19 protein-coding genes are annotated in these 26,163 nt (G+C 66.8%); 7 read left to right on the top strand and 12 right to left on the bottom strand.

Annotated elements, in window-relative coordinates; genetic code table 11:
* Positions 1-156: 156 nt before the first annotated feature.
* On the top strand, positions 157-1,365 hold the full coding sequence (locus AC3ANU_RS06010) for a Gfo/Idh/MocA family protein (protein WP_488315641.1): 1,209 nt from the start codon (positions 157-159) through the stop codon (positions 1,363-1,365).
* Between the two features lie 5 nt (positions 1,366-1,370).
* Positions 1,371-4,634, top strand: a complete 3,264-nt coding sequence (locus tag AC3ANU_RS06005; RefSeq protein WP_134164120.1) for a family 78 glycoside hydrolase catalytic domain — start codon at positions 1,371-1,373, stop codon at positions 4,632-4,634.
* Here the strand turns inward: AC3ANU_RS06005 and AC3ANU_RS06000 are convergent.
* From AC3ANU_RS06000 to AC3ANU_RS05980, 5 genes are all read right to left on the bottom strand, one after another.
* Complete coding sequence (locus AC3ANU_RS06000; protein WP_488315947.1) at positions 4,621-5,796, bottom strand: MFS transporter; 1,176 nt, start codon at positions 5,794-5,796, stop codon at positions 4,621-4,623. The two genes, AC3ANU_RS06005 and AC3ANU_RS06000, sit on opposite strands and share 14 nt — an antisense overlap.
* A 107-nt stretch (positions 5,797-5,903) precedes the next feature.
* A complete protein-coding gene (locus tag AC3ANU_RS05995) occupies positions 5,904-6,539 on the bottom strand; it encodes a hypothetical protein (protein ID WP_018768922.1) in 636 nt (211 codons plus the stop codon).
* A gap of 18 nt (positions 6,540-6,557) precedes the next feature.
* On the bottom strand, positions 6,558-7,475 hold the full coding sequence (locus tag AC3ANU_RS05990) for a carbohydrate ABC transporter permease (RefSeq protein WP_134164123.1): 918 nt from the start codon (positions 7,473-7,475) through the stop codon (positions 6,558-6,560).
* On the bottom strand, positions 7,472-8,425 hold the full coding sequence (locus AC3ANU_RS05985; RefSeq protein WP_018768924.1) for a carbohydrate ABC transporter permease: 954 nt from the start codon (positions 8,423-8,425) through the stop codon (positions 7,472-7,474). The genes AC3ANU_RS05990 and AC3ANU_RS05985 overlap by 4 nt, the downstream gene beginning before the upstream one ends.
* A 45-nt stretch (positions 8,426-8,470) precedes the next feature.
* Entirely contained in the window at positions 8,471-9,760 is a 1,290-nt protein-coding gene (locus tag AC3ANU_RS05980; RefSeq protein ID WP_056392636.1) for an ABC transporter substrate-binding protein, read from the bottom strand.
* A gap of 198 nt (positions 9,761-9,958) precedes the next feature.
* On the opposite strand from AC3ANU_RS05980, the gene AC3ANU_RS05975 reads away from it, so the two are divergent.
* Positions 9,959-12,010 carry a beta-galactosidase gene (locus AC3ANU_RS05975; protein WP_488315640.1) on the top strand — a complete coding sequence of 684 codons (2,052 nt, stop codon included), beginning with the start codon at positions 9,959-9,961 and terminating at the stop codon, positions 12,008-12,010.
* Between the two features lie 123 nt (positions 12,011-12,133).
* On the opposite strand, the gene AC3ANU_RS05970 is transcribed toward AC3ANU_RS05975, so the two are convergent.
* The 3 genes from AC3ANU_RS05970 to AC3ANU_RS05960 all read right to left on the bottom strand — a co-directional run bounded on the left by AC3ANU_RS05970 (position 12,134) and on the right by AC3ANU_RS05960 (position 15,625).
* The gene (locus tag AC3ANU_RS05970) at positions 12,134-13,492 is read right to left on the bottom strand and encodes an ABC transporter substrate-binding protein (RefSeq protein WP_488315639.1); all 1,359 of its coding nucleotides are present in this window, start codon (positions 13,490-13,492) and stop codon (positions 12,134-12,136) included.
* A gap of 254 nt (positions 13,493-13,746) precedes the next feature.
* The gene (locus tag AC3ANU_RS05965; RefSeq protein WP_018768928.1) at positions 13,747-14,691 is read right to left on the bottom strand and encodes a carbohydrate ABC transporter permease; all 945 of its coding nucleotides are present in this window, start codon (positions 14,689-14,691) and stop codon (positions 13,747-13,749) included.
* Positions 14,681-15,625 (bottom strand): carbohydrate ABC transporter permease, encoded by a 945-nt coding sequence (locus tag AC3ANU_RS05960; RefSeq protein WP_018761806.1) that lies wholly within the window; start codon positions 15,623-15,625, stop codon positions 14,681-14,683. Before AC3ANU_RS05960 ends, AC3ANU_RS05965 begins: the two co-directional genes overlap by 11 nt.
* 371 nt (positions 15,626-15,996) lie before the next feature.
* Between AC3ANU_RS05960 and AC3ANU_RS05955 the strand changes: the two genes are divergently transcribed.
* From AC3ANU_RS05955 to AC3ANU_RS05940, 4 genes are read left to right on the top strand one after another with little or no spacing between them, the layout of a single operon-like run.
* On the top strand, positions 15,997-17,265 hold the full coding sequence (locus AC3ANU_RS05955; RefSeq protein WP_488315638.1) for an ABC transporter substrate-binding protein: 1,269 nt from the start codon (positions 15,997-15,999) through the stop codon (positions 17,263-17,265).
* Positions 17,266-17,319: 54 nt separating this feature from the next.
* The gene (locus tag AC3ANU_RS05950; RefSeq protein WP_134164128.1) at positions 17,320-18,441 is read left to right on the top strand and encodes an acetylxylan esterase; all 1,122 of its coding nucleotides are present in this window, start codon (positions 17,320-17,322) and stop codon (positions 18,439-18,441) included.
* 30 nt (positions 18,442-18,471) lie between these two features.
* Positions 18,472-20,517 (top strand): DUF6807 family protein, encoded by a 2,046-nt coding sequence (locus AC3ANU_RS05945; RefSeq protein WP_488315637.1) that lies wholly within the window; start codon positions 18,472-18,474, stop codon positions 20,515-20,517.
* Entirely contained in the window at positions 20,514-21,626 is a 1,113-nt protein-coding gene (locus AC3ANU_RS05940) for a M24 family metallopeptidase (protein WP_056392622.1), read from the top strand. Before AC3ANU_RS05945 ends, AC3ANU_RS05940 begins: the two co-directional genes overlap by 4 nt.
* A 78-nt stretch (positions 21,627-21,704) precedes the next feature.
* On the opposite strand, the gene AC3ANU_RS05935 is transcribed toward AC3ANU_RS05940, so the two are convergent.
* The 4 genes from AC3ANU_RS05935 to AC3ANU_RS05920 are packed head-to-tail and all read right to left on the bottom strand — an operon-like array spanning position 21,705 to position 26,161.
* Positions 21,705-23,156, bottom strand: a complete 1,452-nt coding sequence (locus AC3ANU_RS05935) for an aldehyde dehydrogenase (NADP(+)) (RefSeq protein WP_488315636.1) — start codon at positions 23,154-23,156, stop codon at positions 21,705-21,707.
* Between the two features lie 28 nt (positions 23,157-23,184).
* Positions 23,185-24,294 carry a mandelate racemase/muconate lactonizing enzyme family protein gene (locus AC3ANU_RS05930; protein ID WP_488315635.1) on the bottom strand — a complete coding sequence of 370 codons (1,110 nt, stop codon included), beginning with the start codon at positions 24,292-24,294 and terminating at the stop codon, positions 23,185-23,187.
* Entirely contained in the window at positions 24,294-25,199 is a 906-nt protein-coding gene (locus AC3ANU_RS05925) for a 5-dehydro-4-deoxyglucarate dehydratase (RefSeq protein ID WP_056392616.1), read from the bottom strand. The genes AC3ANU_RS05930 and AC3ANU_RS05925 overlap by 1 nt, the downstream gene beginning before the upstream one ends.
* Positions 25,196-26,161 carry an NAD-dependent epimerase/dehydratase family protein gene (locus AC3ANU_RS05920; RefSeq protein WP_488315634.1) on the bottom strand — a complete coding sequence of 322 codons (966 nt, stop codon included), beginning with the start codon at positions 26,159-26,161 and terminating at the stop codon, positions 25,196-25,198. Before AC3ANU_RS05920 ends, AC3ANU_RS05925 begins: the two co-directional genes overlap by 4 nt.
* Positions 26,162-26,163: the final 2 nt, after the last annotated feature.

The raw sequence follows: 26,163 nt of genomic DNA, 5'->3' as shown, positions 1-26,163 counted from the left end.
CCTCCACACCCGGGTCAAGCGGAATTTTGAATCGTTACATAGCTGGACGGGGGACGCCTGCATACCGCACACTAAAAGGTGGAAAGCGCTTGCTGGACTGCTGCGCACCTCGATGCTGGTACCCGCAGGCCGGTGCCCGGGCAGAACGGAGAACCATTGGGAACAGCAACGGAAGCCGCCGGCGGCGGCGCCGGGACAGTCGCCGCACCTGCTGCGGCAAGGATTGCCCTGGTGGGGGTGCACGGCTTTGGCACCCATCACCTTCGGAACCTCGAACGCCTCCAGGCGGCCGGGAGCGTTGAACTGGTGGCCGTGGCGGACCCGCAGCCGCCGGCACCCGGCGCCGTCCCGCCGTCGGCCGCTGTTTACCAGGGGCTCGATGACCTCCTCGAGGCGACCCGGGACCTGGACCTGATCATTGTGGCTACGCCCATCCAGACCCATGCCCCGCTGGCCCTGGCCGCCCTCTCAACGGACGCTGAGCTGTACCTGGAGAAGCCTCCCGTGGCCTCCCTCGTGGACTTCAACCGGCTGTGTTCGGCGGCATCGCAACCGCGCCGGGAGGTACAAATCGGCTTTCAAAGCCTCGGCTCGCACGGCCTGAAAGCCATCGAAGAACTGGTTGCCGCCGGAACCATCGGAACCCTGGAAGGCATCTCCGCCACCGGCCGCTGGGTGCGGGACAAGGCCTACTTCAAGCGCTCCCGCTGGGCGGGAAAACGGAGCATCAATGGGGTGGACGTGGTGGATGGTGTTGCCACCAATCCACTTGCGCACGCCGTGGCAACCGCGCTGCGGATTGCCGGGGCGCGCACCACCGCGGACCTCGCTTCCGTGGAGACCGACCTGTACCGTGCCAACGACATCGAGTCGGATGACACGTCCGTGATCCGGATCCGCACCGCTACGGGCCTGCCGATCACCTGCGCCCTGACCATCTGCGCGTCGGAATCCGTGGAGCCCTATGTCACCCTTCAGGGCTCGGCCGGCAGTGCGGTGTTCCACTACACCGAGGACCGGCTCACCATCGAGACGGCGTCCGGGCGCACGGAGGAGACCTACGGCCGCGACGACCTGACGGAGAACCTCCTGGCCCACCGGGCCCACGGCGTTCCGCTGATCAGCAGCCTGGTGGACAGCGGGGCGTTCATGCTGGTGCTTGAGGCCGTCAGGACAGCACCGCGTCCCGTTCCCATCGATCCAGCGCATGTCCGGTGGGAAGGCGAAGGCGATGCAGCCCATGCCGTGGTGGTTGGCATCGAGGACGCCCTGGAGCGCGCGGGCCGGCAGCATGCCACGTTCAGTGAGCTTGGCCTCCCCTGGGCTGCCGCCAAACCAACTTCCTTCGAAATCCCGGCCTCATGAGGGGCGTGGAGGAAGCCCCAGACCGCGAGGCCGCAGCGATTTCGGAAGACGCAGGGCAGCTCCACGCCATCAACCTCCTGACGGACGGGCTTGCCTCGTGCCTGACCGCCGCACTGTCACCTCAGTTCAGCTGGCAGCTGGGGCAGGACGACGACGGCGACCCCGCCCTTGCGCGGCAGACCGGCTACGAGCTTGAGGTCCAGGATGCCCCGGGCGCCGTGCTGTGGAACTCGGGGCAGGTGCCGGCCTCCTCCCAGCGTGGCGTTCCGTACGGCGGTTCCCGCCTTGACGAGGACAGCGACTACGCCTGGCGCGTGCGCATCCGGGACGCCACCGGTGTCCCCGGTCCCTGGTCCGCCCTCCAGCCCTTCAGCACCGGCCTCACGGACAGTTCGTGGCGGGCCGGCTGGATGGGACGGGCCCCGGGTGGACGGGCCCCGCTGGAAGTGCTCGACCACGCACTCCGGGTGGCAGGTTCCCCCTTCCTCCCTGTTCCCTGCCCTGCGCTGCCCAGCTTCCGGATTGACGCCCGAGTACGCCCCGTGATGGGCCGGGCCGGCCTGCTCCTGCGCAGCAGCGGCCCCGGCACCGGCCTGCTGCTGGAACTGGGCGCCACGGGGGAAGTGGTGCTCCGCCACGCCCCTGCATGGGAGATCCCCTCCCCCGCGGCTCCGGAGACGGAATTAATAGCCAGCGCCCAGGCCACCAACGCGGCGTCCGGCGCCTGGCGGAACCTTGCGGTCAGCGATGATGGCCGGATCATCCGCGTCGCCGTGGACGGCGCCGAACTGCTGGCGGTTGACGTCCCTGTTGACGAAGGCGGCGCAGCCATGCTTGCGCTGCACCAGGGCCCGCGGAGCCAGGCCGAGTACGCCTCCCTGCGCGTCGCCGGGACTGCCGGCGGACGCGAAAACCTGCTGCTGGACCACCGTTTCGACACGGACGCTGACCAGGCCCTGGCATGCCTGGCGCACTGGCCCCGAACCACCCTTCACCGCCAGCCGGATGAGTGGACCCTGTTCCGGACCACCTTCACACTCGGCGGGACCGTGCGGCGTGCCCGGCTCTACGCCGCAGCCCACCATCACGCCCAGTTCTCCGTGGCAGGAACGCACTGCCTCAGCACCACCTCGTTCGGCTACCCCGGCGAGGGCTATTACGACGCCGCCGACCTTACGGAGCTCCTCGCCGGACACCCCACGGACACGCCCGTGCCGGTGACGGCCCTGCTTCACTGGTACGGCCCGGGCCAAGGCCGCGCCGCCGGCATCCCCGGCCTCCTGGTCCGGCTCACCGTGGACTACGACGACGGGCGCCGGGAAATCCTTGCCTCGGGCCCTGGCTGGTCCGCCGGCGAGGCGCCGTACCGCCAGGCCGGCTACCGCAACGACGAGGGCGATCCCGTCGAGCACCTCGACGGACAGGCAGCCGCGTCCCTTGACGCGGCTTTTGACCTGCCGGCCGCCATCCCCATTGCCGGCCACCCGTCGTCGGACTTTCCCCGGCTGCACCCCCGCAGGACCTTCCTTGCCGGCGGGTTCGTGGCGCCACGGCAGTTCCTGACGGCCGACGACGGCACAATGGTTGCCGACTTTGGCCAGGTCATCGCCGCGCGGCCGGAGGTGGACTTCCTGGACGGGGTGCCCGGGCGCACCGTGATGCTCCGGGCCGGCTACGTCCTGCGCCCCGATGGCAGGGTGGACGCCGGGAAGACCGCCAGCCAGAACACCGACATGTCCTTCCCCTACACCCAGGCTTCCGGGCCCCAGCAGTACCGGGCCTCAGTGCATCTGGGCTTCCGTTACCTGGAGCTTCCCGGCGTGGATGCCGCGGAAGTCTCACGCGTTGGCGCCGCTACCGTCCATGCCAGCCACCCCGCCGAGGGCAGCTTCAGCAGTTCGGACCCAACCCTGGACGCGGTGTTCGGCCTGCTCCGCGATTCTGCGCTGCATGGCATCCAGGAACAGTTCGTGGACACTCCCACCCGGGAAAAAGGCCAGTTCCTGGCCGACGCCGCGAACATTTCCTATGCCACCATGGCGCTGTTCGGCGAACACGCCTATACGGCGCAGGCGCTCCGGGAGTTCGCCTGGTCAGCCTGCCGCTATTGGCATGACGGGGAGGAGAAGGGGCGCTACAACGCTGTCTATCCCAACGGCGACGGGAAGCGCGACATCCCCGATTTTTCACTGATGCTGCCGGAATGGGCGGAGGAGTATCACCTGCGCACGGGTGACCTTGCCCTGGTCCGGGAGTTGCTGCCGCACCTGCGCGACACGGCCGACTATGCGCTCCGGTACATTCCGGCGGAGGGCCCGACGGCGGGACTGGTCACCAGGCTGGGCGGCGGCTCCGGACCCTACCTGCACGGCATCGTCGACTGGCCGGCGCCCGGCCGGTTCGGCTACGACATGGACTGCGCGGCCAAAACCACCGTCAACGCCCAGGCCTACTCGGCCCTGGTGTCCACCGCCCGGCTCTGCGGCGCGGCCGACGAACAGGACGCGGCGGCCCACTATGCCGGCATGGCCCGCACCCTGGCCGGCGCGATCCGCAGCCGGCTGCGCGTTGGCGGGGTGATGGTGGACGGGCTCCACGAGGACGGGACACCCAGTTCCCACGCTTCCCAGCACGCCACGTCCTTCCCGCTGTCGCTCGGCATCACTGACCCCGCCTATGCTGCTGCGGATGCCGCCCGGATTGCCGGAATGGGAATGCGGCAGGGACCCATGACGGTCCACCGGCTGGTCCGCGCGCTGGTGGACCAGGGCATGACTGACGCCGTGCTGGACCTGCTCACCGGCAAGGGGCAGCCCGGCTGGGCACGGCTCCTGGACCGCGGGGCCACCTTCACGTGGGAGGCGTGGGACCTGGTTGACGGCAGCGACTACAGCCAGTCGCATGCCTGGTCCGCGTCCGTGCTCAAGGAGATCCTTGAGCACCTGCTCGGCATCCGGTACGCCGTGGCCGGCGGCAGCGAGGTTGTGGTCGAACCACCGCTCTGCCGGCTGGAGCATGCCCGCGGCAGCGTCCCTACCGGCAACGGATACGTTCAGGCCGGCTGGCACCGGCGCGGCGGCCTGGTGGAACTGGAGTGCACCATTCCACCCGGAACCACGGCAATCGTCCGGCTGCCCGACGGCGCCTACGGGGTGAAGGGGCCCTCCGCGGATTCCGTCGTCGTACCTTCCGTCCCGTTGCGCGCAGCGGCCGGCGCCGCCAGGGAGTTCCGCGTGCACACCGGCACCTGGACGTTTACGGCCCGGTAGTTGCCACGGGAGGACGGGTGCGCCGCCCGTGCCGCCAGAGCAGGAAGCCGATGACCACGGCGGACAGCATGCCCAGGCAGCCGGTGACCACCAGCCCGGCCCGGACACCGAACTGCTCGGTCAGCCAGCCGGCCAGGAGGCCGCCGCAGGCATGCCCGCCCAGCAGGAGCGGCAAATACAGGGCCATCACCCGGCCGCGGATAGCGGGACCGGCTTCGAGCTGGACGGCCGTGGCGGCGGAGGTCAGGAACAGCAGCGTCATCACACCCACCACCAGCAGCATCGCCACGAACAGCACCAGGGTGGGCATGAGCGCGGCCACCAGCTGGGACAACCCGAAGAGGGCCGCCGCGGCCACGATGCCCTTTCGGCCCATGTTGCCCAGCCGTGCCGCCAGGAGTGCGCCTGCCAGTGCGCCCAAGGCGCTGACCGTGTTGAACAGGCCAAAGCCTTCCACCCCGTTGTGCCACACCCGCTCGGCAAAGGCGGCAAGGACCACCGGCCCGTTCATGCCAAAGGCGCCCAGCAGCCCGGCCAACACAATAAGGAGCAGCAGGCGCGGCCTCTCCCGGACATACCGGAAGCCGGCAAGGACCTGGCCCCGGCCCCTTTCGGCCGGTGCGCCGGGGTGCAGTTCGTGCAACCGGATGCCGGCAATCAGGACGAGCACCACAACCCCGATCAACGCATTCAAAGCGAACGCGGCCGCCGGTCCTGCCTGCGCAATCACGATGCCGCCCAGCGCAGGCCCGGCCATGGCGCCCAGTTGGGACAGGGCGTTGTTGAGTCCGATCGCCGGGCGCAGGGCGGCATCGCCCACCACTTCATTGACGAAGACCTGGCGGGTGGGCTGGTCCACTGCGGCGGTGACGCCCAGGGCGATACAGCTGCCGTAGACCACCCAGACGGTCAGGGTGCCGCTTGCCGCCCATGCCGCCAGCCCAAGGCCCAGGAGCACGATGACGGACTGGCACACCATCATGATCCGGCGCTTGGGGAAGAGGTCCACCACCAGTCCGGCCAGCGGGCCCACCACCAGCATGGGCAGGAACTGCAGGGCGACGGCGGCCCCCACCGCCGCGGGGCTTCCGGTCAGCTGCAGCACCAGCCAGTCCTGCGCCAGCCGCTGCATCCACACGCCAAGGCTCCCGGCCAGCTGCATGGCCAGGAACAGACGGTAATTGTGTTGGCTGAGGGGGTGGTACCAGCGGGCCCGGGTGGTACCGGGGCTGGCGGCGGGTCCGGAACGGGTTCGTCGGGAAGGCACAGCTACCGGAGGGTGCGGTGGGAACGGAGTTTGACTGCGGCCGCGGCGAGGATCAGGGTGCCGGGGACTACCACGAAGAGCGCCGCGAGCATCCAGACGAACACCACGGCGCAGAACAGCGCGGCCGCGAGGAGCAGCGAACCGGTCCAGTCGCGCAGGGAGATGTCCTTGCCGGTACGGAGGGCCTGGTGCCACATGTTGTTGCCGGTGGCGCCGGTGGGCTGGCCGTCGGACCAGGCGGAGGCGGTGCGGAGCAGCACGATCGCCGCCCCGGCCGCCAGGACCAGGGTGGCAGGCAGCACCACACCACGGCCGGGAAGCTGCCCCACCCAGGCCAGCAGGAGGTTGAGGACAATCACGACGGCGGCAGCCGCCGTCGTGAGGCCCAGCTTCCAGCTGCCCGGCAGGGCCTCCTTGAAGAGGCTCCAGAGTCCGCGGACCGAATCATCCCGGCCCGCCAGGTGGCGTTTCAGGTGGGCGATGCCGGCGGCGTAGGCAGCGGGGATAGTGACCAGCGGGATGGACAGCACCAGCACCAGCAGTCCTGCCAGGAGGGTTTCGGAGAACAGGGCAAACCTGTTCACCGGGATGGGCTCGTGCTGGTGGGCTGCCGGTGTGGTGCTGTCCATGATGCTCATTTTTCTCTCCGTTGACCGTTAGCCCTTGAGGCCCTGGGTGGAAACGCCTTCGACGATGTACCGCTGGAAGATCAGGAAGAAGATCAGCACGGGGAGCAGGGCCAGGACGGACATGGCGATCATGGCGCCGTAGTCCGAAGACTGGGTTTGGTCCACGAAGAGGCGCAGGGCCAGGGGCAGCGGGTATTTGTCGGGGGTGTTCAAGTAGAGCAGCGGGCCCAGGAAGTCGTTCCAGCTCCAGATGAAGGAGAAGATCGAGGTCGAGATCAGGGCCGGTTTCATCAGGGGCAGCATGATGGAGGTGAAGATCCGGACGTGCCCTGCGCCGTCGATGCGGGCTGCTTCGTCGAGTTCGGCGGGGAGGTTTCGCATGAACTGGACCATGAGGAACACGAAGAACGCGTCTCCGGCGAGGAACTTGCCGATGAGCAGGGGGACGTAGGTGTCCACCAGTCCGAGCTGCTGGAAGATGATGTACTGCGGGATGATCACCACGTGGAACGGCAGCAGCAAGGTGGCGATCATCATGCCGAAGAACACGCTGCGGCCGGGGAACTTGATCCGGGCGAAGGCGTAGGCGGACACGCTCGCTGAGAGGATGGTGCCCACGACGGCGCCGACGGCCAGGATCAGCGAGTTGGTGAAGAACTGCAGGGTGGAGACCCCGCCGATGCCGTCCATCGCGGTGGCGAAGTTGTCAAAGCTGAAGTTGTTGGACCACAGCGAGGTGTTCTGGCCGCCGATTTCCGAGTTGGGTTTGAACGCGGAGGCGATCATCCACAGGGCCGGGTAGAGCACCACGCAGGTCAGCACGAGCGCTGCGGCGTGGAAGATGGTGCTCTTGGCGCGTTTTGCGCTGCTGGATTCGGATTTCGGGTTGTAGGCCGGGGCGGTGGCGCCCGGGGCCGGCTGGACGGGGGTTGCCGTGGTTGTCATTTTGCATCACCGCTGTAGTGGACCCAGGACTTGGACGTGCGGAAGAAGATCAGGGTGATGATGCCTACCACGATCACCAGCAACCATGCCATGGCTGAGGCGTAGCCCATCCGGAAGTCGCTGAAGCCCCGCAGGTACAGGTAGAGGGTGTAGAAGAGGGTGGATCCGGCGGGGCCGCCTTCACCGTTGGAAATGATGTAAGCCGACGCGAAGATCTGGAACGCGTGGATGGTTTCCATCAGGAGGTTGAAGAAGATCACGGGGGAGAGCATGGGCCAGGTGATGTTGAAGAACTTCCGCACCGGACCGGCACCGTCCATCGATGCCGCCTCGTAGAGTTCGCCCGGGATCTGCTTCAGGCCGGCCAGGAAGATCACCATCGGGGCGCCGAACTGCCACACGGTCAGCAGGATCATCATGGGCATGGTCATGGACGGATTCCCCACCCAGCCGCCGATGTTGATCCCGAAGAAGGACAGGCCCTGGTCAACGGGTCCGGAATCGCCGAACATGGCCTTCCAGACGATCGCGATGGACACCGAGGCCCCAATCAGGGACGGGGCGTAGAAAGCCGACCGGTAGAAGCCCTGGCCGCGGCGCTTGCTGTTCAGCAGCATCGCCACCGCCAAGGCCGCGGCGAGCTTGAGCGGGGTGCCGAAGACCACGTAGGAGAGGGTCACGCCCACGGACTGCAGGAACCGCTCGTCCTGGAAGAGGGTGGCGTAGTTATCGAAGCCGATCCACTTGGGCGGCTCGAACAGGTTGTAGTTGGTGAACGACAGGTACAGCGAGGAGATCATCGGCCCGACCGTCAGGGCGATGAAACCCAGCAGCCAGGGCAGCAGGAAGGTGTAACCGGCGCGGGCATCCGCCCCGCGCTGCCGCGACTTGCGCGGCAGCGCGGTACCGGAGTGCCCCTGGCGCCTGCTCAGGGTTGGGCTTTGAGTCACGAGTTCAATCCGTCAGTCGTGAACACTCGATCGGCACTGGCCGGATCAGGCATTCTGCTTGATGAGGTCTTCGGCTTCCTTGAACCACGCGTCGACGGCACCGTCAACGGTGAGCTTGCCGTAGTTGAGGTCGGAGGCGATCCGGCCGAACGACGCTTCGAGCGTGCCGAAACCGACGATGGGCGGCTCGGGTGCGTCCTTGAGGTACTGCTCGATGGACTTCTCGTAATCAACCACCAGCTTGTCGGCGCCATCGAACGTGGTGCCGTCGCGCTGGGTCTTGGAGGCCGGAACGCCGCGGGAGGTCTTGAAGATCTGGCCCACCTCGGGGTCGTTGACCATGAAATCGATGAAGCGTGCGGCAGCGTCCTTGAACTTGGTCTTGGCGCTGGCCACCATCAGCATGGACGGCTTCAGGAACAGGCCCAGGTTGTTCGGGTCGTCCGAGGGTACCGGTACCAGCTTGAGTTGCTTGGCACCGCTGTCGGCCAGGTATCCGGCCATGAAGTTGTCCCAGGTAACCTCGGCGGCACTGACGTTGGAGCCGAACGGCGACTTGGGCTTGAGCTGGGTTACCCGGTCTTCCGGCACGAGGGCCTGGGTGCCGCGCAGCTTCGAGTTGAGGTTCCACCAGGTCTTCAGGTCGTCCTTGCTGAATCCCAGCTTCCCGTCGCTGGTGAAAGCCTGGATGTTCTTCTGCCGGAGCCAAATGTTGAACTGCCACCACACGCCGGTGAAGTCCGTGGAGCCGTACAGGGTGCCGTTGCCTTTGTCCCCAACTTCCTTCAGGAATGCCTGGAATTCGGACCAGGTCCACTTACCGGTGGGTTCGGCGATGCCCAGGGAGGCCAGCTTGGCGGGATCGTAGTAGACCGCGAAGGCGTTGGTGCTGGTGGGGATGCCGTAGGTCTTTCCCTTGATCTGGCCGGACGGCAGGAGTGATTTCTCGAACGCGGAGGTATCGATCTTCACTGTGCCCAGGTCCAGGAGCTGGTTGCGCTGGCCGTAATCGCGCAGGTAGGACAGGTCCCACTGCATCACGTCAGGCAGGCCGCCGCCTGCCGCTTCGGTGGCGCGCTTCTGCCAGTAGCCGGCAAAGTCCGTGAAGTTGCCGTTGACCTTGATGTCCGGGTTCTTCGACTCGAACAGGGCGATGGCTTTGCGGGTCCGCTCGGCGCGGTCGTCGTTGCCCCACCAGGTGTAGTTGATGGTCACGGGTTTTTCAGCGGATCCGGTCTGCCCGGACGAGCTGCCTCCGTTCCCACAGGCTGCCAGGGCTGCGGCAGATGCGGTGCCGATGGCCACGGTTGTGAGGAAATGCCTTCTGTTGATCACGGGAGCCTCCTTGCTCTACGGGTGCCTGGCCTGGCTCGGTCTACTACGTAAGTAGTGAGCTGGCTAACATGGCGTCTGAAACGATACAATAGCTGCATTCGGATCAATGGGCAAGCGTTTTCCAGGCCCTCAGGCAAGCGTTTTCCAAGAAAGCGTTTCCTTACTGTAAGGCAGCACCTCAGTCGACAAAGGAGTCCCATGACACAGCAGGAAAGCACCCGCCCGTCCAAAGTTTGGAGCAACGTCGGGGGCATCGCATTCGGGGGCGACTACAACCCCGAGCAATGGCCCGCGGGTGTCCGGCTGGAGGATCTGGAACTCATGCAGGAAGCGGGCGTGAATTTCCTCAGCGTCGGCATCTTCTCCTGGGCCCTGCTGGAACCCGCGGAAGGGCACTACGAGTTCGGCTGGCTGGACGAAGTCATGGACAACCTCGCCGGGGTCGGCGTTAAAGTGGCCCTGGCCACCGCCACCGCCGCGCCTCCCGCCTGGCTGGTCCGCAAACACCCGGAAATCCTGCCGGTAACGGCTGACGGGACCGTGCTGGGACCAGGCTCACGGCGGCACTACACGCCGTCGTCGGCCGTGTACCGCCGCTACGCCGCCGGGATCACGCGCGCACTCGCCGAACGGTACAAGAACCACCCCGCGCTGGCGCTGTGGCACGTTGACAACGAACTGGGCTGCCACGTCTCGGAGTTCTACGGGGAAGAGGACGCAGCCGCCTTCCGCGCCTGGCTCGAACGCCGGTACGGGAGCATCGATGCCTTGAACGCCTCCTGGGGCACGGCATTCTGGTCCCAGAACTACGGCTCCTTCGACGAAATCCTGCCGCCCGCCGTCGCCCCGTCTACCCTGAACCCGGGCCAGCAACTGGACTTCCAGCGGTTCAACTCGTGGGCGCTGATGGACTACTACCGGGAGCTGGTGGCCGTCCTTCGCGAGGTGACCCCGGACATCCCCTGCACCACCAACCTGATGGCCTCAAGTGCCACCAAATCCATGGACTACTTCAGCTGGGCCAAAGACCTGGACGTCATCGCCAACGACCACTACCTTGTGGCCGCGGACCCGGAACGCCACCTGGAACTCGCGTTCAGCGCGGACCTCACCCGTGGTATCTCGGGGGGCGACCCGTGGATCCTGATGGAGCATTCGACGTCGGCCGTTAACTGGCAGCCGCGCAACCAGCCCAAGATGCCCGGCGAGATGCTGCGCAATTCACTGTCGCACGTGGCACGCGGGGCCGACGCCGTGATGTTCTTCCAGTGGCGGCAGAGCTATGTGGGCTCCGAGAAATTCCATTCAGCGATGGTCCCGCACGGCGGACGGGACACGCGGGTGTGGCGTGAGGTGGTGGAGCTCGGCGCGGCACTGAAACGCCTCGAACCCGTGCGCGGTTCGCGGGTCCAGTCGCGTACCGCCATTGTGTTCGACTACGAGGCCTGGTGGGCCACTGAGATCGACTCCAAGCCGAGCATCGACGTGAAGTACCTGGACCTGCTGCGGGCGTTCCACCGGTCGTTGGTCCTGCGCGGAGTCTCCGTGGACCTGGTGCATCCGTCAACGTCACTGCAAGGCTACGACCTGGTGCTGGTGTGCACGCTGTACGCCGCGTCCGATGAGTCCGCTGACAATGTCGCCGCTGCGGCCGACTCCGGCGCAACGGTGCTGGTCAGCTACTTCAGCGGGATCGTGGACATGCAGGACCATGTGCGGCTGGGCGGCTATCCGGGCGCCTTCCGTGAGCTCCTGGGCGTAAGGGTGGAGGAGTTCCATCCGCTGCTGGCCGGGGCGCAGCTGAAGCTGGGCGACGGCACTGTGTCATCCGTCTGGAGCGAACACCTGCACCTTGCCGGCGCCGAGGCCATCCAGACCTTCACCGAATACCCGCTGGAGGGCGTCCCTTCCCTCACCCGCCGGCCCGTGGGTTCCGGGGCTGCCTGGTACTTGGCCACGTTCCCCGATGCCGACGGGATTGAGGCCCTGGTTGACAAACTGCTGGCCGAATCAGGCGTATCCCCCGTTGCCACTGCCGATCCCGGAGTGGAAGTGGTGCGACGCCGGTCCGCCGACGGGCGCAGCTTCCTCTTCGCGATCAACCACACGCGGGCGGATGCCGCCGTCACAGCCGCCGGTGTGGACCTGCTGACCGGTGAGCAGTTTCCGGGTACAGTTCCTGCCGGCGGCGTCGCAGTGGTGGCTGAAAGCCAGGCGCAGCAAGCCGGCAGCCGTACAACTGCGCTTTAAACAACTCCGCCCCGGAAAGGAACCATCGGTTCCCGCCGGGGCGGAGCTGCCACCCGCCGTCGGACATCTGGGTGGGGAGGCACCCACCCATGTTGTCCGGAGCCGTGTTGGCGGTGTGGAGTCCTACTTGCTGATGGCCGACTTCATCTCGTCGGTGGCCTTCCTGCCGGCATCATCCGGGGACAAGCGCTCGAAGAGGACCTCAGAGGTGTAACGCTTGATGATCTCCTGGATGGCACCGGCTCCCTTCGGCGGCGGCGCCGGCGCCTCGCCGAGCTCGTCTTTGATCTGGTCGATGAACTTGACCACCTTGACATCGGCCGGGGTGAGTTTCGGCTGGATCGCGGCCCGCACGTCGGAGTTGGGGTAGACACCCCGGTCAGCGAGGAGGGCCTCGCCGGCTTTGACATTGTTGGTCAGGAAGTTGATGAACTTGGCCGTTTCCTGCGGGTGCTTGGTGCGCGAGGAAGCTGACCAGAACTGCGACGCTTTGTACCAGAGGCCTGCATCAGCGGCAGAGCCGGTCTTGGTGGGGAACCGCAGGATCTTCAGGTCCCCGCCGCTTGCCTTTTCCAGGGCCGGCGCCTGGTTGGACCACCAGAAGGCCATTCCGTTCTTGCCTGTTGCCAATCCGCTCTGGTCAAGCGGGGCAGCCTCGGCTTCCACTACCTCGGACGCGGATGGGACTGCTTTCTTCTGGCTCAGCTGCTTCAGGAATGCCCACCACTCGGCGATATCGCTCGGCTCGAAGCCCAGCTTTCCATCGGAGGTATACAGGGATTTGCCGTTCTGCCGAAGCCAGACACCCAGGGACGCCTCGTCAGTTCCATAGGCTGCAGCGCCGTAGGTCCCCTTGGGCGACTTGGCGGTGATCTCAGCGGCAATGCGGCCAAAGTCGTCCCAGGTCCACTTGCTATCGTCCGGGAGCGGAACCCCGGCAGCCTGGAAGACGGCAGGATTGGCCAGGATGGTGGCCGCGTTAATGCCGGCGGCAATCCCCGTCAGCCCCTTCTCGCCCTTGCCTGCGTTGAGTGCTGCCTCGTCCAGCTTGGACGTGTCGATGTCGTACTTGGACAGGTCAAGAAGGGCGCCGCGGCTGGAGTACTCCGTGATGTACTTCTCGTCCATCTGAATGATGTCCGGGGCATCGTTGGCTGCCACCTGCGTGGCCAACTTGTCCCAGTAGCCGCTCCAGTCCCCAAACTCCGGCTTGATCTTGATCTTGGGATTTTCGGCTTCGAATTGCTTGATGGCTTCCTGCGTCAGTTGGGCGCGTTTGTCGCCGCCCCACCAGGAGAAGCGAAGCTCAACGGTTCCGTCAGCGTTCTGGGGAGTGGCTCCCCCGCCGCAGGCGCTGAGGGCAAGGACGGCGGCGACGGCAGCGGCGACCGCACCTGCTGTACGGGTTCGGCGCAATGGGCGTGAAGGTGGTACCCCTGCCGGCTGCTTGGCAGCGGATGCAGGACGGGGAAATAGCGGCACTGTTTGACTCCGATCTTCTTTGATCCAGGTGCGGTGATGTTGGGGCTGGCCGGTGGCATAGCCGTCGAGGTTTCGAAGGCCGGCCACAGTCCGCGAAAGCGCTTTCTGTACCTAATGCTACAAGTTCATTACTTGTATTACAAGATGCGAACGAAATGCGCCCGTCCCGTGACGCACGAACGGCCCGTCGCTGGCGACGGGCCGTTCGAACAGATAGTGCAGGGTGGTACCGCGGCGACGGGCGAGGCCTGCCGTTATTTGATTCCGGTGGTGGCGATGCCCTTGATGAGGAACCGCTGGCCGAAGAGGAAGACCAGGAAAACCGGCAGCAGGGACACGATGGACATGGCAAACAGGGAGCCCCAGCTCGTGGCCGACTGCGAATCCACGAAGGCCCGCAGGGCCACCGGAACCGTGAACATGTCCGGGTCCGTGAGGTAGATCAGGGCGCCGAAGAAGTCGTTCCAGGTCCAGATGAAGGTGAAAATGGTGGTGGTGGCCAGGGCCGGCACCATCAGCGGCAGAATCACGCGAAGGAAGATGCGCGGGTGGCCGGCTCCATCGATTCTGGCGGCCTCGTCAAGCTCCTTGGGGATGCCGCGGATGAACTGCACCATGAGGAAGACGAAGAACGCATCCGTGGCGAGCAGTTTGGGGACGATCAGCGGCCAGAAGGTGTTCACCCAGCCGATCTGCGAAAACAGGATGTACTGCGGAACGATCACCACGTGGAACGGGAGCATGATGGTCAGCAGCATGATGCCGAAGAACAGCTTCTTGGCGGTGAACTGCAGGCGGGCGAACGCGTAGGCAGCCATCGAGCATGAGACCAGGTTGCCCAGGATCGATCCAATCACCACGATCGCGGAGTTGATCATGTAGTGGCCGAACGGATGGGTCAGGGCCGACCATCCGGACGTGTAGTTGCTCATTTCCAGGCTGTTCAGCCACAGGCCCGGTTCACGGAAGATCATCTCGTTCGGACGCAGCGAGGACACCACCATCCACAGCAGCGGGTAGATCATCAGCGTGCCGGCGAGGATCAGAATGCCGTGCTTCATCAGCGATTTGCTGCGCTGGGCACGGCTGAAGGCCAGGGTTCCCCGGGACTCGCGGACCCTGGGCTTGCGGTTCGTAGGCTTGCCGGCGCCCCCGGACTTCTTCTCCGGGGTGGGCAGCGTCTCAAGCTTAGTCGTCATAGAAAACCCAATACTTAGAAGCGATGAAGTTGATGGCGGTGAAAACGCCGATGATAAGCAGCAGCACCCACGCCATGGCTGAGGCGTAGCCCATGTCGAACTGGCCGAAGCCCTTTTGGTAGAGGTACAGGGTGAAGAACATCGTCGAGTCGGAAGGTCCGCCGTTGCCGCCGGAGACGATGAACGCCTGGGTGAAGGACTGGAACGAACCGATGATCTGCAGCACCAGGTTGAAGAAGATAATCGGGCTCAGCATCGGCATGGTGATCCGCCAGAACTGCTGCAGCGTGGTGGCACCATCCACCCTGGCCGCCTCATAGTACATATTTGGGATCTGTCGCAGCCCCGCGAGGAAGATGATCATGGGAGCGCCAAAGGTCCAGACGTGCAGCAGGATGATGGATCCCAGGGCGGTGCTGGGATCCGAGATCCAGCCGGGACCCTGGATCCCGAACATGGCCAGCACCTGGTTGACCAAGCCCGTGGTACCGAAGATCTGCTTCCACAGGATGGCGACGGCCACCGAACCGCCCAGCAACGACGGAAGGTAGAACACCGAGCGGTAGAACGGAAGGCCGCGGAGCCCCTTATCCAGGACGAGCGCGATCAGCAGTGCAACAGCCAGCTGCAGTGGAACACCCACCAGGACGTACGTGAACGTAACCCGCAACGAGTTGTGCAGCCGGGCATCGCTGAGCATCCTGGTGAAGTTGTCCAGCCCCGTCCATTCAGGCGGCTGCAGCAGGTTGTAGTCCGTAAAGGACAGGTAGAGGGACATCAACATGGGGCCGATGGTGATGGCCACCAGGCCCACCAGCCACGGGAGCAGGAAGATGTAGGCGGCCTTGTTGTCCCGCCTGTTGGCCTTCTTCTCCTCAGCGGTGGCTTTGCCCTTCCGCCGGCTCAGCGAAGACAGTTCGCTGATGGCGCTCACGGTTGCTGCTCCGTCACGGACAGCAGGCACGCTGCGGCCGGCAACTGGGCCGGACGGCGCGTCCTGGGAATATGTTTTGCGGCCATGTGGTCTCCTTCGGTCATCGTGGCCTCCACGTTTCGGTCATCGCCAGGCGATGGGGGATCGGGACTCCCTTTGCGGGCCCGCTGCATGCCCGCCAGGGCTGGAGCGGTTCCGCCCGCCGGGAGCGTCGTTTTAGAAAGCGGCTCCGTACCAAAGTAAACGGTTTCTTGACTCCTGTACAGCCCTTTGTTAGTTTTTGAGAAAACGTTTTCTGTTACATGTGGCAGAGGGACGTGACTACCAAATATGAGGGGACAACAATGAGGTTTGGTCTCAGGAAATCGGTAATGGGAATCACCGGCGCCGCCGCCGCACTGGCTATGGTTCTTACCGGCTGCGGCAACAGCCCGCAGGCCGGGAAAGTAGGGACTGCGGAGGATCCCGTCACGATCCGGTTCGCATGGTGGGGCAACGACTCCAGGGCAAAGACCACCATGGAGGTCATCAAAGCCTTCGAAGCCGCCAACCCCACCATCAAGGTCCAGGGCGAGAACACCGAATTCAGTTCCTACTGGGACAAGATGGCCACCCAGATCGCCGGCGGAACCACCCCGGACGTGATCGCCATGAGCGGCGCCTACCCCAGCGAATACTCCAGCCGCGGCGTCCTCCTGGACCTCGACAAGGTCAAGGACCAGATCGACACCTCGAAGTTCGCCGACGGGACCGTTGACCTGGGCAAGATCAACGGAAAGCAGTACACCATTACGGCGGGCGTCAACTCCATGTCCATGGTCCTGGACCCCAAGGTCTTCGAGGCCGCCGGGGTGCCGCTGCCGGACGACGAAACCTGGACCTGGGACGACTACGCGCGGATCGCCGCGGAAATCACCAAAAAGTCGCCCGCCGGCACCTTCGGCACGACCCCCATGGCCAACGACTCCTTCCTTGCCGTCTGGGCGCGCCAGAATGGCCAGGAGCTCTACACGGACGACGGCAAGAAAATGGGCATCAGCGAGGACACGCTCGCCAAGTGGTTTGAGCTCAACAAGAAGCTGATGGAAACCGGAGGCGCCCCCTCCGCGTCCCAGACCGTTGAGGACGGTTCCGCGCAGCCGGAACTGACGCTGATGGGACAGGGGAAACAAGGCATGAAGATTTCCTGGAGCAACCAGATGACGTCCTACTCGGGTGCACCCCTGGTCATGGCCAAGCTGCCGGGTGAGAGCAAACAGCCTGGCGCCTGGCTGCGGTCCTCGATGGAATACGCCATCTCGTCCAAGTCCGCGCAGCCCAAGGAAGCGGCCCTTTTCATCAACTACCTGGTCAACAACATGGATGCAGCGTCCAAGATCAAGAGCGACCGGGGCATGCCTGCCAACACCGAACTGAAGGCGGGCATCACTCCACTGCTGAAGGAAACACAGCAGAAGGAGGCAGCGTACCTGGACCGCATCGCCGCCCTGAAGGTCGAGGCCCCCAAGCCGTTCCCGGCAGGATCATCCGCAACCTTGGAAGTTTTGAACCGTTACAACACGGATGTACTCTTCGGGAAGATCTCGCCAAGGGACGCAGCCAAGGGCATGATCGCCGAGGTTAATCAGAACCTCGCGTGAACCGGACCGACCGCGCTGTAATAGCAGAAGCACTGCCGAAAGGAGGCAGGCTGGATGACCCCGACAGCACGCCCCAGTGCCATTGCCGGCTATGAAGACTGGCCTGCCTACGTCCGGAACCATCCACGGCATCAGGCCTCCGCCCCTCCTGCGCAGGAGTTCTCCGACGCCTTGGGTGTTCCCGGCGCATGCGCACCTTCCGGACTAACCGTGCACTGGGAGGAAACGCACGACGGCGCCACCACCTCCCAGCTCAGCTGGCAGTTGGGCTTCGGCCCACGGACCACGGGCTGGCTGGTCCGGCCGGCCGGAAGCTCCGGGCCCCTGCCGGGGGTCCTGGCGCTGCACTGCCACGGCGGCAACAAGTTCGGCGGCGCCGACCGGCTGGTGGAACTGCCGGACAACCATCCGTCGGCGGCGGCAGCCCGCGCCGGCCACTACGACGGCCACGCCCTGGCCACCGACACCGCTCGCCGCGGCTTCGCTGTGCTGGCCCATGACTCTTTCGCCTGGGGCAGCCGCAAATTCGACCTTTCTGCTCCCCCCTGGCGCACTTCCGCCGCACTGGACGCGCGGCGGGCACAATGGAGGGAGGACGGCGTCGTACCTTCCGACGCGGACGATTACAACGCTGCTGCGGGCTTTCACGAGGACACGGTGGCCAAGGCCGCAGGGCTGCTCGGCAGCAGCCTGGCAGGCATGGTGGCACACGACGACCTCGCCGCGCTGGACATCCTGGCGTCCCTGCCGGACGTCGACCAGGACAGGCTGGGCTGCATCGGATTCTCCGGCGGCGGCGGCCGTTCCCTGGCCCTGGCAGTCCTTAGTCCGCGTATCCGGGCCGCCGTGGTGTCCTGCATGATGACCACCTTCGAGTCCCTGCTCCCGGCCTACCTGGACGCCCATTCGTGGCTGCTGCAGACTCCCGGGCTGTGGAAGCTGGGCGACTGGCCCGAACTCACCGCCCGCGCAGGAGCCGCCCGGTTCCTGGTGCAGTACGCCCTGGCCGACGATCTCTTTCCGGAAGACGGAATGCGCCAGGCGCACCGGATACTGGAATCCCTGTACGGGGGCACCGACAGGTACACGGGCAGCTTTTGGCCCGGCGGCCACGTCTTCACCGCGCCCATGCAGGACGAAGCCCTTGAGTTCCTGGCCAAGACGCTGGCCTTCTGACCCTCTTCCACAACCTCCCCAAGGACCCACGTGACCACACAGCATTCGGCGGAATCCACACACCGGCAGCCCCCGTCCACAGACCTCCCCAGGGTGGCCCTGGTGGGCGTGCACGGCTTCGGCGAGCGGCACCTTGCCAACCTGGCCCGCCTTGAACAGGCAGGCGCCCTTGAACTGGTGGCCGTCGCCGATCCCAACCCGCCGCAGCCCGGCAGCCTGGCCGGTTCGGTGGCTGTGTACCCGGACATGGACGGGCTGCTGGCCGCCCAGCCGGGCGTCGACGTCGTCATCATTGCCACCCCCATCCAGACCCATGCTCCCCTGGCCCTCGCCGCCCTGTCAGCGGGCAAGGACGTGTATGTGGAAAAGCCGCCGGTAGCATCCCTCGCCCAGTTCCAGGACGTGCTGGCAGCCGCCGGGAAAGCGGGCCGCCTGGTCCAGGTCGGCTTCCAGAGCCTGGGATCGCACGCCCTGCCCGCCATCAGGGACCTGGTGGCCGCCGGGGACATCGGCACCGTCCTGGGCATCAGCGCCACCGGCCAGTGGCTCCGGACCACGGCATACTTCAAGCGCTCGCGCTGGGCCGGGAAGCGCAGCCTCGACGGCGTGGACGTGGTGGACGGCGTGGCCACCAATGCCCTGGCACACGCAGTGGCCACCGCCCTGCATCTGGCCGGGGCACACACCCTGGCGGACATTGCCTCCGTGGAAACGGACCTGTACCGGGCCAACCAGACCGAAAGCGACGACACCTCCGTGCTGCGCGTCCGCACTTCCCAGGGAACCACGCTGCTGTGCGCCCTCACGCTCTGCGCCCCGGAACAGCTGGACCCCACCGTGACCGTGCACGGAACCCTGGGTGACATCACCCTTTCCTACACCAGCGATGAGGTGGTCATCACCACGCCCGACGGCGAGCGCCGGGAGACCTACGCGCGGACGGACCTGCTGGAGAACCTGCTCGAGGCCCGGGCCACGGGGGCTCCCCTGCTCTGCGCCCTTGAGGACACCGGCGCGTTCACTGCCGTCCTGGAGGCCATCCGCACCTCTCCGGCACCGGCCCCGATCGACGCCCGGTACGTCTCCTGGGAGGGCGGGGGCGACGACGCCCACCCCGTGGTCCCGGGCATCACCGACCTGATGGCCCGCGCCGTCAAGGCGCAGGCAACCTTCGCCGAACTCGGCGTCCCCTGGGCCCGCCCGCTTCCGCCGGTCCGGACGCTGACCGTTGGGGGCCGACCGGTGGCGGACTACCAGGACGGCAGCCACATCCGCACAGTATCCTCCCCGCGCCCCTACCTGCACCCGGTGCGCACCCTCAACGGCACCGTGGTGACGGACCACCAGCCGCTGGACCACGTGTGGCACCTGGGGGTTGGGGTGGCGCTGCAGGACGTGGACGGGGTGAATTTCTGGGGCGGCCGCACCTATACCCGGGAAGCCGGGCAGTACGTCTGGCGTCCTGACCATGGCAGCATCGTCCGCACCGCCACCACGGCGGTGCAGGCCGACGCCGGCGAAGGGCGTGCGGGCAAGCTCCAGGAAACCCTGGACTGGAACGGGCCCGACGGCGCCCCCATCCTGGTGGAGGAGCGCTCCTGGGCGTGGTCCGGCGTCGCGCCCTCCATCTGGCGGCTGTCCCTCGACTTCGCGCTGTCCCCCGCCGGTGACAAGCCGGTCAGCCTGGGCAGCCCGGGATCGAACGGACGCTTCGAGGGCGGTTACGGTGGCTTCTTCTGGCGCCTGCCCCCTTGCGGTGACGCCGCGGTCTGGACCACCGCCGGTTCCGGCGAGGCGGAGACCCACGGAAGCGTCACGCCCTGGCTCGCCTGGTCAGGAAAGTTCGACGGCGGGCCCGCCACCCTGGTGTTCGTCGCACCGGAAGGGTCCACGGATCCCTGGTTTGTCCGGGTGGACGGCTACCCCGGAGTGGGCCAGTCCCTGGCATGGGACGCCCCCGTGACGGCCCGGCCGGGCAGTCCCGTGCGGCGGCGCGTCACCGTCTTCGTGGCCGACGGAATCCTGTCCACAACCGACATCGAAGATTTGACCAACCAGCAGGGGGACCCGTCATGAGCCAAACAACAACATCAGCCGTTTCCGGGCGGGAGGCGCGGGTGGCTCCCGGGTCCAGGACGGACCGGGCCATCAAGCGCCAGCGTGTCCTGGACATTCTCGACGCCGCCGGGCATGACTCCGTGCTTCTCACCACGAACACCGCCCTGACGTGGTACCTGGACGGCAGCCGCGTCCACATCAGCCTGGCCGGCGATCCCATCGCCGCCCTGCTGGTGGACCGGGACGGCGACCACCTGGTCACGTTCAACAACGAAGCCGGCAGGATCGCGGCCGAGGAGCTTCCCGGCGGCGTCAACCTGCACACCGTGCCCTGGTACGGGAACCTGCACCAGGCCGCGGCCGCCGTCGGAAACGGCTCCCGGCCGCTGGCGGAAGCGGACGTCTCTTCGCAGCTGCGGGCCGCCCGCCAGCGGCTCCTTCCCGCTGAAAGCGCCCGCTATTCCACCCTCAGCGCGGAACTGGCCGCCATGATGACCGATGTCCTGTCTGCCGCCCGCCCCGACACCACGGAATTCGAGCTGGTTTCGGCCCTGGCGGGCCGGGTGGTGGCCGCCGGCGCGGAGCCGCTGGTCCTGCTGTGCAACGGCAGCTCCCGCACCACCTTCCGGCACCCGTTGGCCACGCACTCCCCCCTCGGCAGGCGTGCCATGGCCGTCGTGTGCGCCCGCCGCGACGGCCTGGTTGCCAACATCACCCGCTGGATCAGGTTCGACGCCGGCACCCCGGAAGAGCGCGACGCCGAGGCGCGCATCGCGGCAGTGGAAGCGGATGTTTTTGACGCCACCGTCCCGGGAGTCGGGCTGGACAGGATTTTCGCCGAGATCCAGGCATCCTACGTGCGGCACGGTTTCGGGGCGGACCAGTGGGAGCAGCACCACCAGGGTGGTCCGGCCGGCTACGCGGGCCGTGACCCGCGGGTGACATCCGAAGCCACCGACACTGTGGTGCTGGACCAGGCCTTCACTTGGAACCCTTCCGGCCCCGGCGTCAAGATCGAAGACACGGTACAGCTCACGGAATCCGGACTTCGAGTGCTCACCGTGGACCCGCGCTGGCCTGTGGCCACCGTGAATGGGCTGGACCGGCCGGTGACGCTGCAGCTGTAAGGCGCTTCTGCAGGCATCACGTAAGCCCCGGGACCTTGCGGTCCCGGGGCTTAGTCGATGGTCCTGCCGGCACTTGGCTTACGGAAGCTGCAGTTCACCGTCCACGCGGCGCGGGATGCCCAAGGGGTTGTCCTCACGCAGTGCCGGGTGCAGCACTGCCTCCGGGGCGTCCTGGTAGGCCACCGGCCGCTGGAACCTGCGGACCGCCGTCGCGCCCACCGAGGTGAACAGTGACGTGGTGGCCGGGTACGGGCCACCGTGCTGCTGGGCCCAGTTGACGGCCACGCCCGTGGGCCAGCCTTCGAACAGGACGCGTCCTGCAAGTCCGGACAGCTGCTCCACCAGGCCTGCGATGTCCTCACCGGGCTGGGCGTGCAGGGTGCCGGTCAGGCTCCCCGGGACCTTGGCCAGGACGGCGGACAGTTCGTCCTGGCCCGTGTATTCGATGAGGATGGTGGTGGGGCCGAAGCACTCCTCCAGCAGCTGCTCCGGGCGTTCCAGCACCCTGGCGGCGGTGGTGGAGAAGACCACCGGAGCGGCGCCGTTGGCGGCCGCGTCCTGGTCCACTGTGCCGCTGACCACCTCCACGCCGTCGACTGACGCGAAGGCGCGCAACCCGTCCGGGTAGGCTTCCGCGATCCGGCTGGTGAGCATGCCCAGGGCCGGCTTGTCCTTGCTGGCCTCCGCCACGGCCCCGGCAAACTGCGTCCCCGCGGGGATGAACACCAGGCCCGGCTTGGTGCAGAACTGGCCCGCCCCAAGGGTGAAGGAGCCCGCCAGTCCGGCGGCGAGTTCCGCGGAGCGTGCCTCCAGTGCCGCCGCGGTGATGACCACGGGGTTCAGGCTCCCCAGTTCCCCGTAGAACGGGATGGGGTCGGGGCGGGACGTGGCAAGGTCGAACAGGGCCCGGCCGCCGGGGATGGACCCGGTGAAGCCCACGGCCTTGATGGCGGGGTCCTGGACCAGGGCTGTTCCCACTTCACGGCCGTGGACCAGGGCGAACAGGCCGTCCGGTGCACCCGCGCCGCGAAGCGCCTCCGCCACGATCTCCGCGGTGCGTTCGGACAGCCGCAGGTGGCCTGAGTGTGCCTTGACGATGACCGGGCACCCGACGGCGAGGGCCGAGGCGGTGTCACCGCCTGCCACGGAGAAGGCAAACGGGAAATTGGAGGCGGAAAAGACGGCAACAGGGCCGATGGGCTTGAGGATCCTGCGGAGGTCAGGCCTGGGCGGGGTGGCAGCGGGATCCGCGTGGTCGATGATGGCTTCAAGATAGGAACCCTCGGTGATCACCCGGGCGAACAGGCGCAGCTGGCCGGTGGTGCGGGCCACCTCCCCCGTCAGCCGCGGGGCACCCAGGCTGGTCTCGGCGTCCGCGATGTCAACCAGTTCAGCAGCATTGGCGTCCAGGGCGTCAGCCACCGCGTTCAGCCAGCCGGCGCGCTCTGCGTCACGGGCTGCGGCCGAGATCCTGGCTGCTGCTGTGGCCGCAGCGGTGAGCTCTGTCAGGGAAAGCGTTGCAGTTGTCACGTCAGGTACCTGTTCGTCGTATGGAAGTTCATGGCTGCGGGGTTTCCCGGAAGCGGAAGCCCAGTCCGGGCCGGTCCGCCAGGGCCACCCTGCTGTTGGCGAACCGCACCGGCGACGGGCCGGCCAGGATCCCCAACTGTTCGAAGGATGCCTCCTCGACGTCCTCCACCATGGTGGGCTCCGCCAGGGTCAGGGCCAGCTGCCCGGACAGTTCGGGCAGCAGGTGCGGCATGACCTTGATGCTGTTGGTCCGTGCCAGCTCAACGATCCGCCGGAACGGGGTAATGCCGCCCACCCGGATGATGTTGGGCTGGATGATGTCCACCGCCTCCGCCTCTATGAAATCGCGGAACCGGTAGATGGTGTGCAGGTTTTCGCCAAGGGCGATGGGCACGGGCGAGTGCTTCCGGAGCCTGCGGTAGGCCCAGAGATCGTCCGCGCGGATGGGTTCCTCCAGCCATTCCAGCCCGAATTCGGCCAGCACATCGAGGGCCCGGAAGGTGGTGGGCAGGTCCCACCGCTGGTTTGCGTCGATCATGAGCCTGCGGTCCGGGCCCAGGACGGATCGGACGGCGGCAACGCGTTCGCGGTCCTCGCGGAGGTCCGGTTTGCCCACCTTGATCTTCACTGCCTGGTGGCCGGCGGCAACCCAGCGTTCAGCCTGCGCCACCAGCTCGTCCAGGGTGTAGTGCAGGTTCACGCCGGAGCCGTAAACCTCGGCTGATTCCTGCCGCTGGCCCAGCAGGCCGGTGACCGACGTCCCGGCACGGCGGGCCTGCAGGTCCCACAGCGCCAGGTCCACACCAGCCATGGCGATGGTGGTGAGCCCTCCGCCGCCGGCCTCGTGCAGCCGCTTCCAGAGCACGTCCCACACCCCCTCGGGGGTGGCGGGCAGACCGGCGATGAAAGGGGCGATGTCGTGATCAAGCAGCGCCTTGACTGCCTGGGGACCGATGGTGGGCATCCAGGAGAAACCAAAGCCCGTGCCGCCGTCGTCCGTGTGAACCTCCGTGGCGATCACGTGGTTCTCCGGCGCCTCTGCGCCCCAGCTGCGGCGCAGCGGAACGGTGAGGAGCCGCGTCGACAGGCCGGTGATGCGCGGAACGGTACGGACGGCTTCGGCCGCCGGTGCGCCCATCAGTGCCCGGCCAGCTCGTAACCCTTGGCCAGGATGGCCTTGAGCTCCACGAGCTGTTCCTCCGTGGGGTCCACCAGCGGCGGGCGGACGGAACCCACCGGCATTCCGCCCAGCCGGAGGCCCGCCTTGATCAGGGAAACGCCGAAGCCGGGGGTCTGGTCCCGCAGGCGTACCAGGGGTGCGTAGAAACCCTCAAGGAGGGCGTTGCGCCGTTCCTCGTCTCCGGCAGCGTAGGCGTCATAGTAGGCCTTGGCGATCTCCGGGGCCATGGCGAAAGCCGCCGAGGAGTACAGCGGGATGCCCAGACCGCGGTACGCGCCCTGCGTCAGTTCGGCGGTGAGCAGGCCGTTGAAGAAGGCGAAGTCCTTGCGGCCCGTTGCCTTGACCGCGGACACGATTTCCTGGGCGAGGCCCACGTCGCCAAGACCATCCTTGAAACCGATGACCTTGGGGTTGGCGGCGAGCTTGGCCATTGACGCCGCGGTGAATTTGGCGTTGCCGCGGTGGTACACGATGACCGGCAGGCTGCTGGCGTTGGCCACGGCCTCGATGTAGGCCACCAGCCCGTCCGCGGGGCCGGTGACCAGGTACGGCGGAAGCACCAGCAGCGCGTCGGCGCCTGCTTCCTCGGCAGCCCGGGCGGCTGCGAGGGCGTGGCCCAGGGGTCCGCCCGCACCGGCCACCACAGGGACTCGCCCGGCAACGACCTCGACGGCGGCCGCCACCACGGTGCGGACCTCCCCGATGCTGAGGGCGTGGAATTCGCCGGTGCCGCAGGCGGGGAAGACGCCGCCCGGGCCGAAAGGCAGCCGGGAGCTGATGTGTTCCTTGAGCAGTTCCACGTCAACGGCACCTTCGGCCGTGAACGGGGTGACGGGGAAGAAGAGTACGCCGTCGAATTTCATGATGTCTCCTTGCCTCCGGCGCTGGCGGTAACCAGCGTGGAAGCCTCGTCGTTGAGGGTTGGGTGGGACTTGAGTTCTGTGCGCCAGCTGCGCTTGGGCTGCCAGCCGAGCAGTTCCCGGGCCTTGGCAATGGAGAACGCCGGGTTGGTTCCGGTCAGGCCGGCGCTGAGCGCTTCGCTTCCCGGCAGGAATTTTGGCATCAGCTCCGCCAGGGGCGCGGTGGCCAGTGCGTCGGCTGCCCCTACGAAGAAGGTTTCCCCGTTCGGAATGTCTGCCATTTTCTGCAGCAGCAGGTCCAGGAAATCAGCCACATCCCGGGCGTCCACGTAGTTGAACAGCGCCGGAGCGGAGAGGGCGGGGTCGGCCAGGCGTTCGGCGAGCGTGTGCCCCTGCTGGGTGGGGGCACCGTCCCATTCCTCCGGCGAGATGACAAAGCAGGGACGAAACGCCGCGTACCGGATCTTCTCTCCCTGCGCCGTGGCGAACATCTGCATGGTCTGCTCGGCGATGAGCTTGGACAGCGCGTAGGCGTTCCAGGGCTTGGGCGGCGTGCGCTCGTCCAACGGGAACGACGGCGGCAGCCACCCCGCCGGGCATCCGTAGCCCAGGACCGTGGGGCTGCTGGCGGTGACGATTTTGCCAACGCCCAGTTCCGTTGCGGCGCTGATGACCGCGAAGGCGAGCCGGGTGTTGGTGGCGAAAATGACGTCCTCGGGTGCGCTGAACGGTACCGCGATCGCCGCAAGGTGGATGACGGCGTCGGGCCTTGCACCCCGAAGGAGGCGCAGTGCCTCGCCCGGCGCCAGGAGGTCCGCGGTCTCCTGGACGACGCCGGCCGGCAGGAGCCCGGCGGGGACGGCGTCACGGTCAACCGAGACCACCTCATGGCCCGCCTGGGCCAGCCCCGCCACCACGCTGCGGCCAAGGCGGCCCGCGCCGCCGGTCACGAATATCCTGCTCATGG

Source organism: Arthrobacter sp. SDR-2R (assembly GCF_057747955.1).
The sequence above is the reverse complement of the archived record's forward strand: the minus strand, read 5'-3'. Positions and strand labels throughout refer to the sequence as shown.

Coding starts and splice junctions, on each gene's coding strand:
- AC3ANU_RS06000 (WP_488315947.1), bottom strand. CDS start 5,796: ATGCAGCTGGCCGGGAGCCTTGGCGTGTGGATGCAGCGGCTGGCGCAG.
- AC3ANU_RS05995 (WP_018768922.1), bottom strand. CDS start 6,539: ATGAGCATCATGGACAGCACCACACCGGCAGCCCACCAGCACGAGCCC.
- AC3ANU_RS05990 (WP_134164123.1), bottom strand. CDS start 7,475: ATGACAACCACGGCAACCCCCGTCCAGCCGGCCCCGGGCGCCACCGCC.
- AC3ANU_RS05975 (WP_488315640.1), top strand. CDS start 9,959: ATGACACAGCAGGAAAGCACCCGCCCGTCCAAAGTTTGGAGCAACGTC.
- AC3ANU_RS05965 (WP_018768928.1), bottom strand. CDS start 14,691: ATGACGACTAAGCTTGAGACGCTGCCCACCCCGGAGAAGAAGTCCGGG.
- AC3ANU_RS05955 (WP_488315638.1), top strand. CDS start 15,997: ATGGGAATCACCGGCGCCGCCGCCGCACTGGCTATGGTTCTTACCGGC.
- AC3ANU_RS05950 (WP_134164128.1), top strand. CDS start 17,320: ATGACCCCGACAGCACGCCCCAGTGCCATTGCCGGCTATGAAGACTGG.
- AC3ANU_RS05940 (WP_056392622.1), top strand. CDS start 20,514: ATGAGCCAAACAACAACATCAGCCGTTTCCGGGCGGGAGGCGCGGGTG.
- AC3ANU_RS05930 (WP_488315635.1), bottom strand. CDS start 24,294: ATGGGCGCACCGGCGGCCGAAGCCGTCCGTACCGTTCCGCGCATCACC.
- AC3ANU_RS05925 (WP_056392616.1), bottom strand. CDS start 25,199: ATGAAATTCGACGGCGTACTCTTCTTCCCCGTCACCCCGTTCACGGCC.
- AC3ANU_RS05920 (WP_488315634.1), bottom strand. CDS start 26,161: ATGAGCAGGATATTCGTGACCGGCGGCGCGGGCCGCCTTGGCCGCAGC.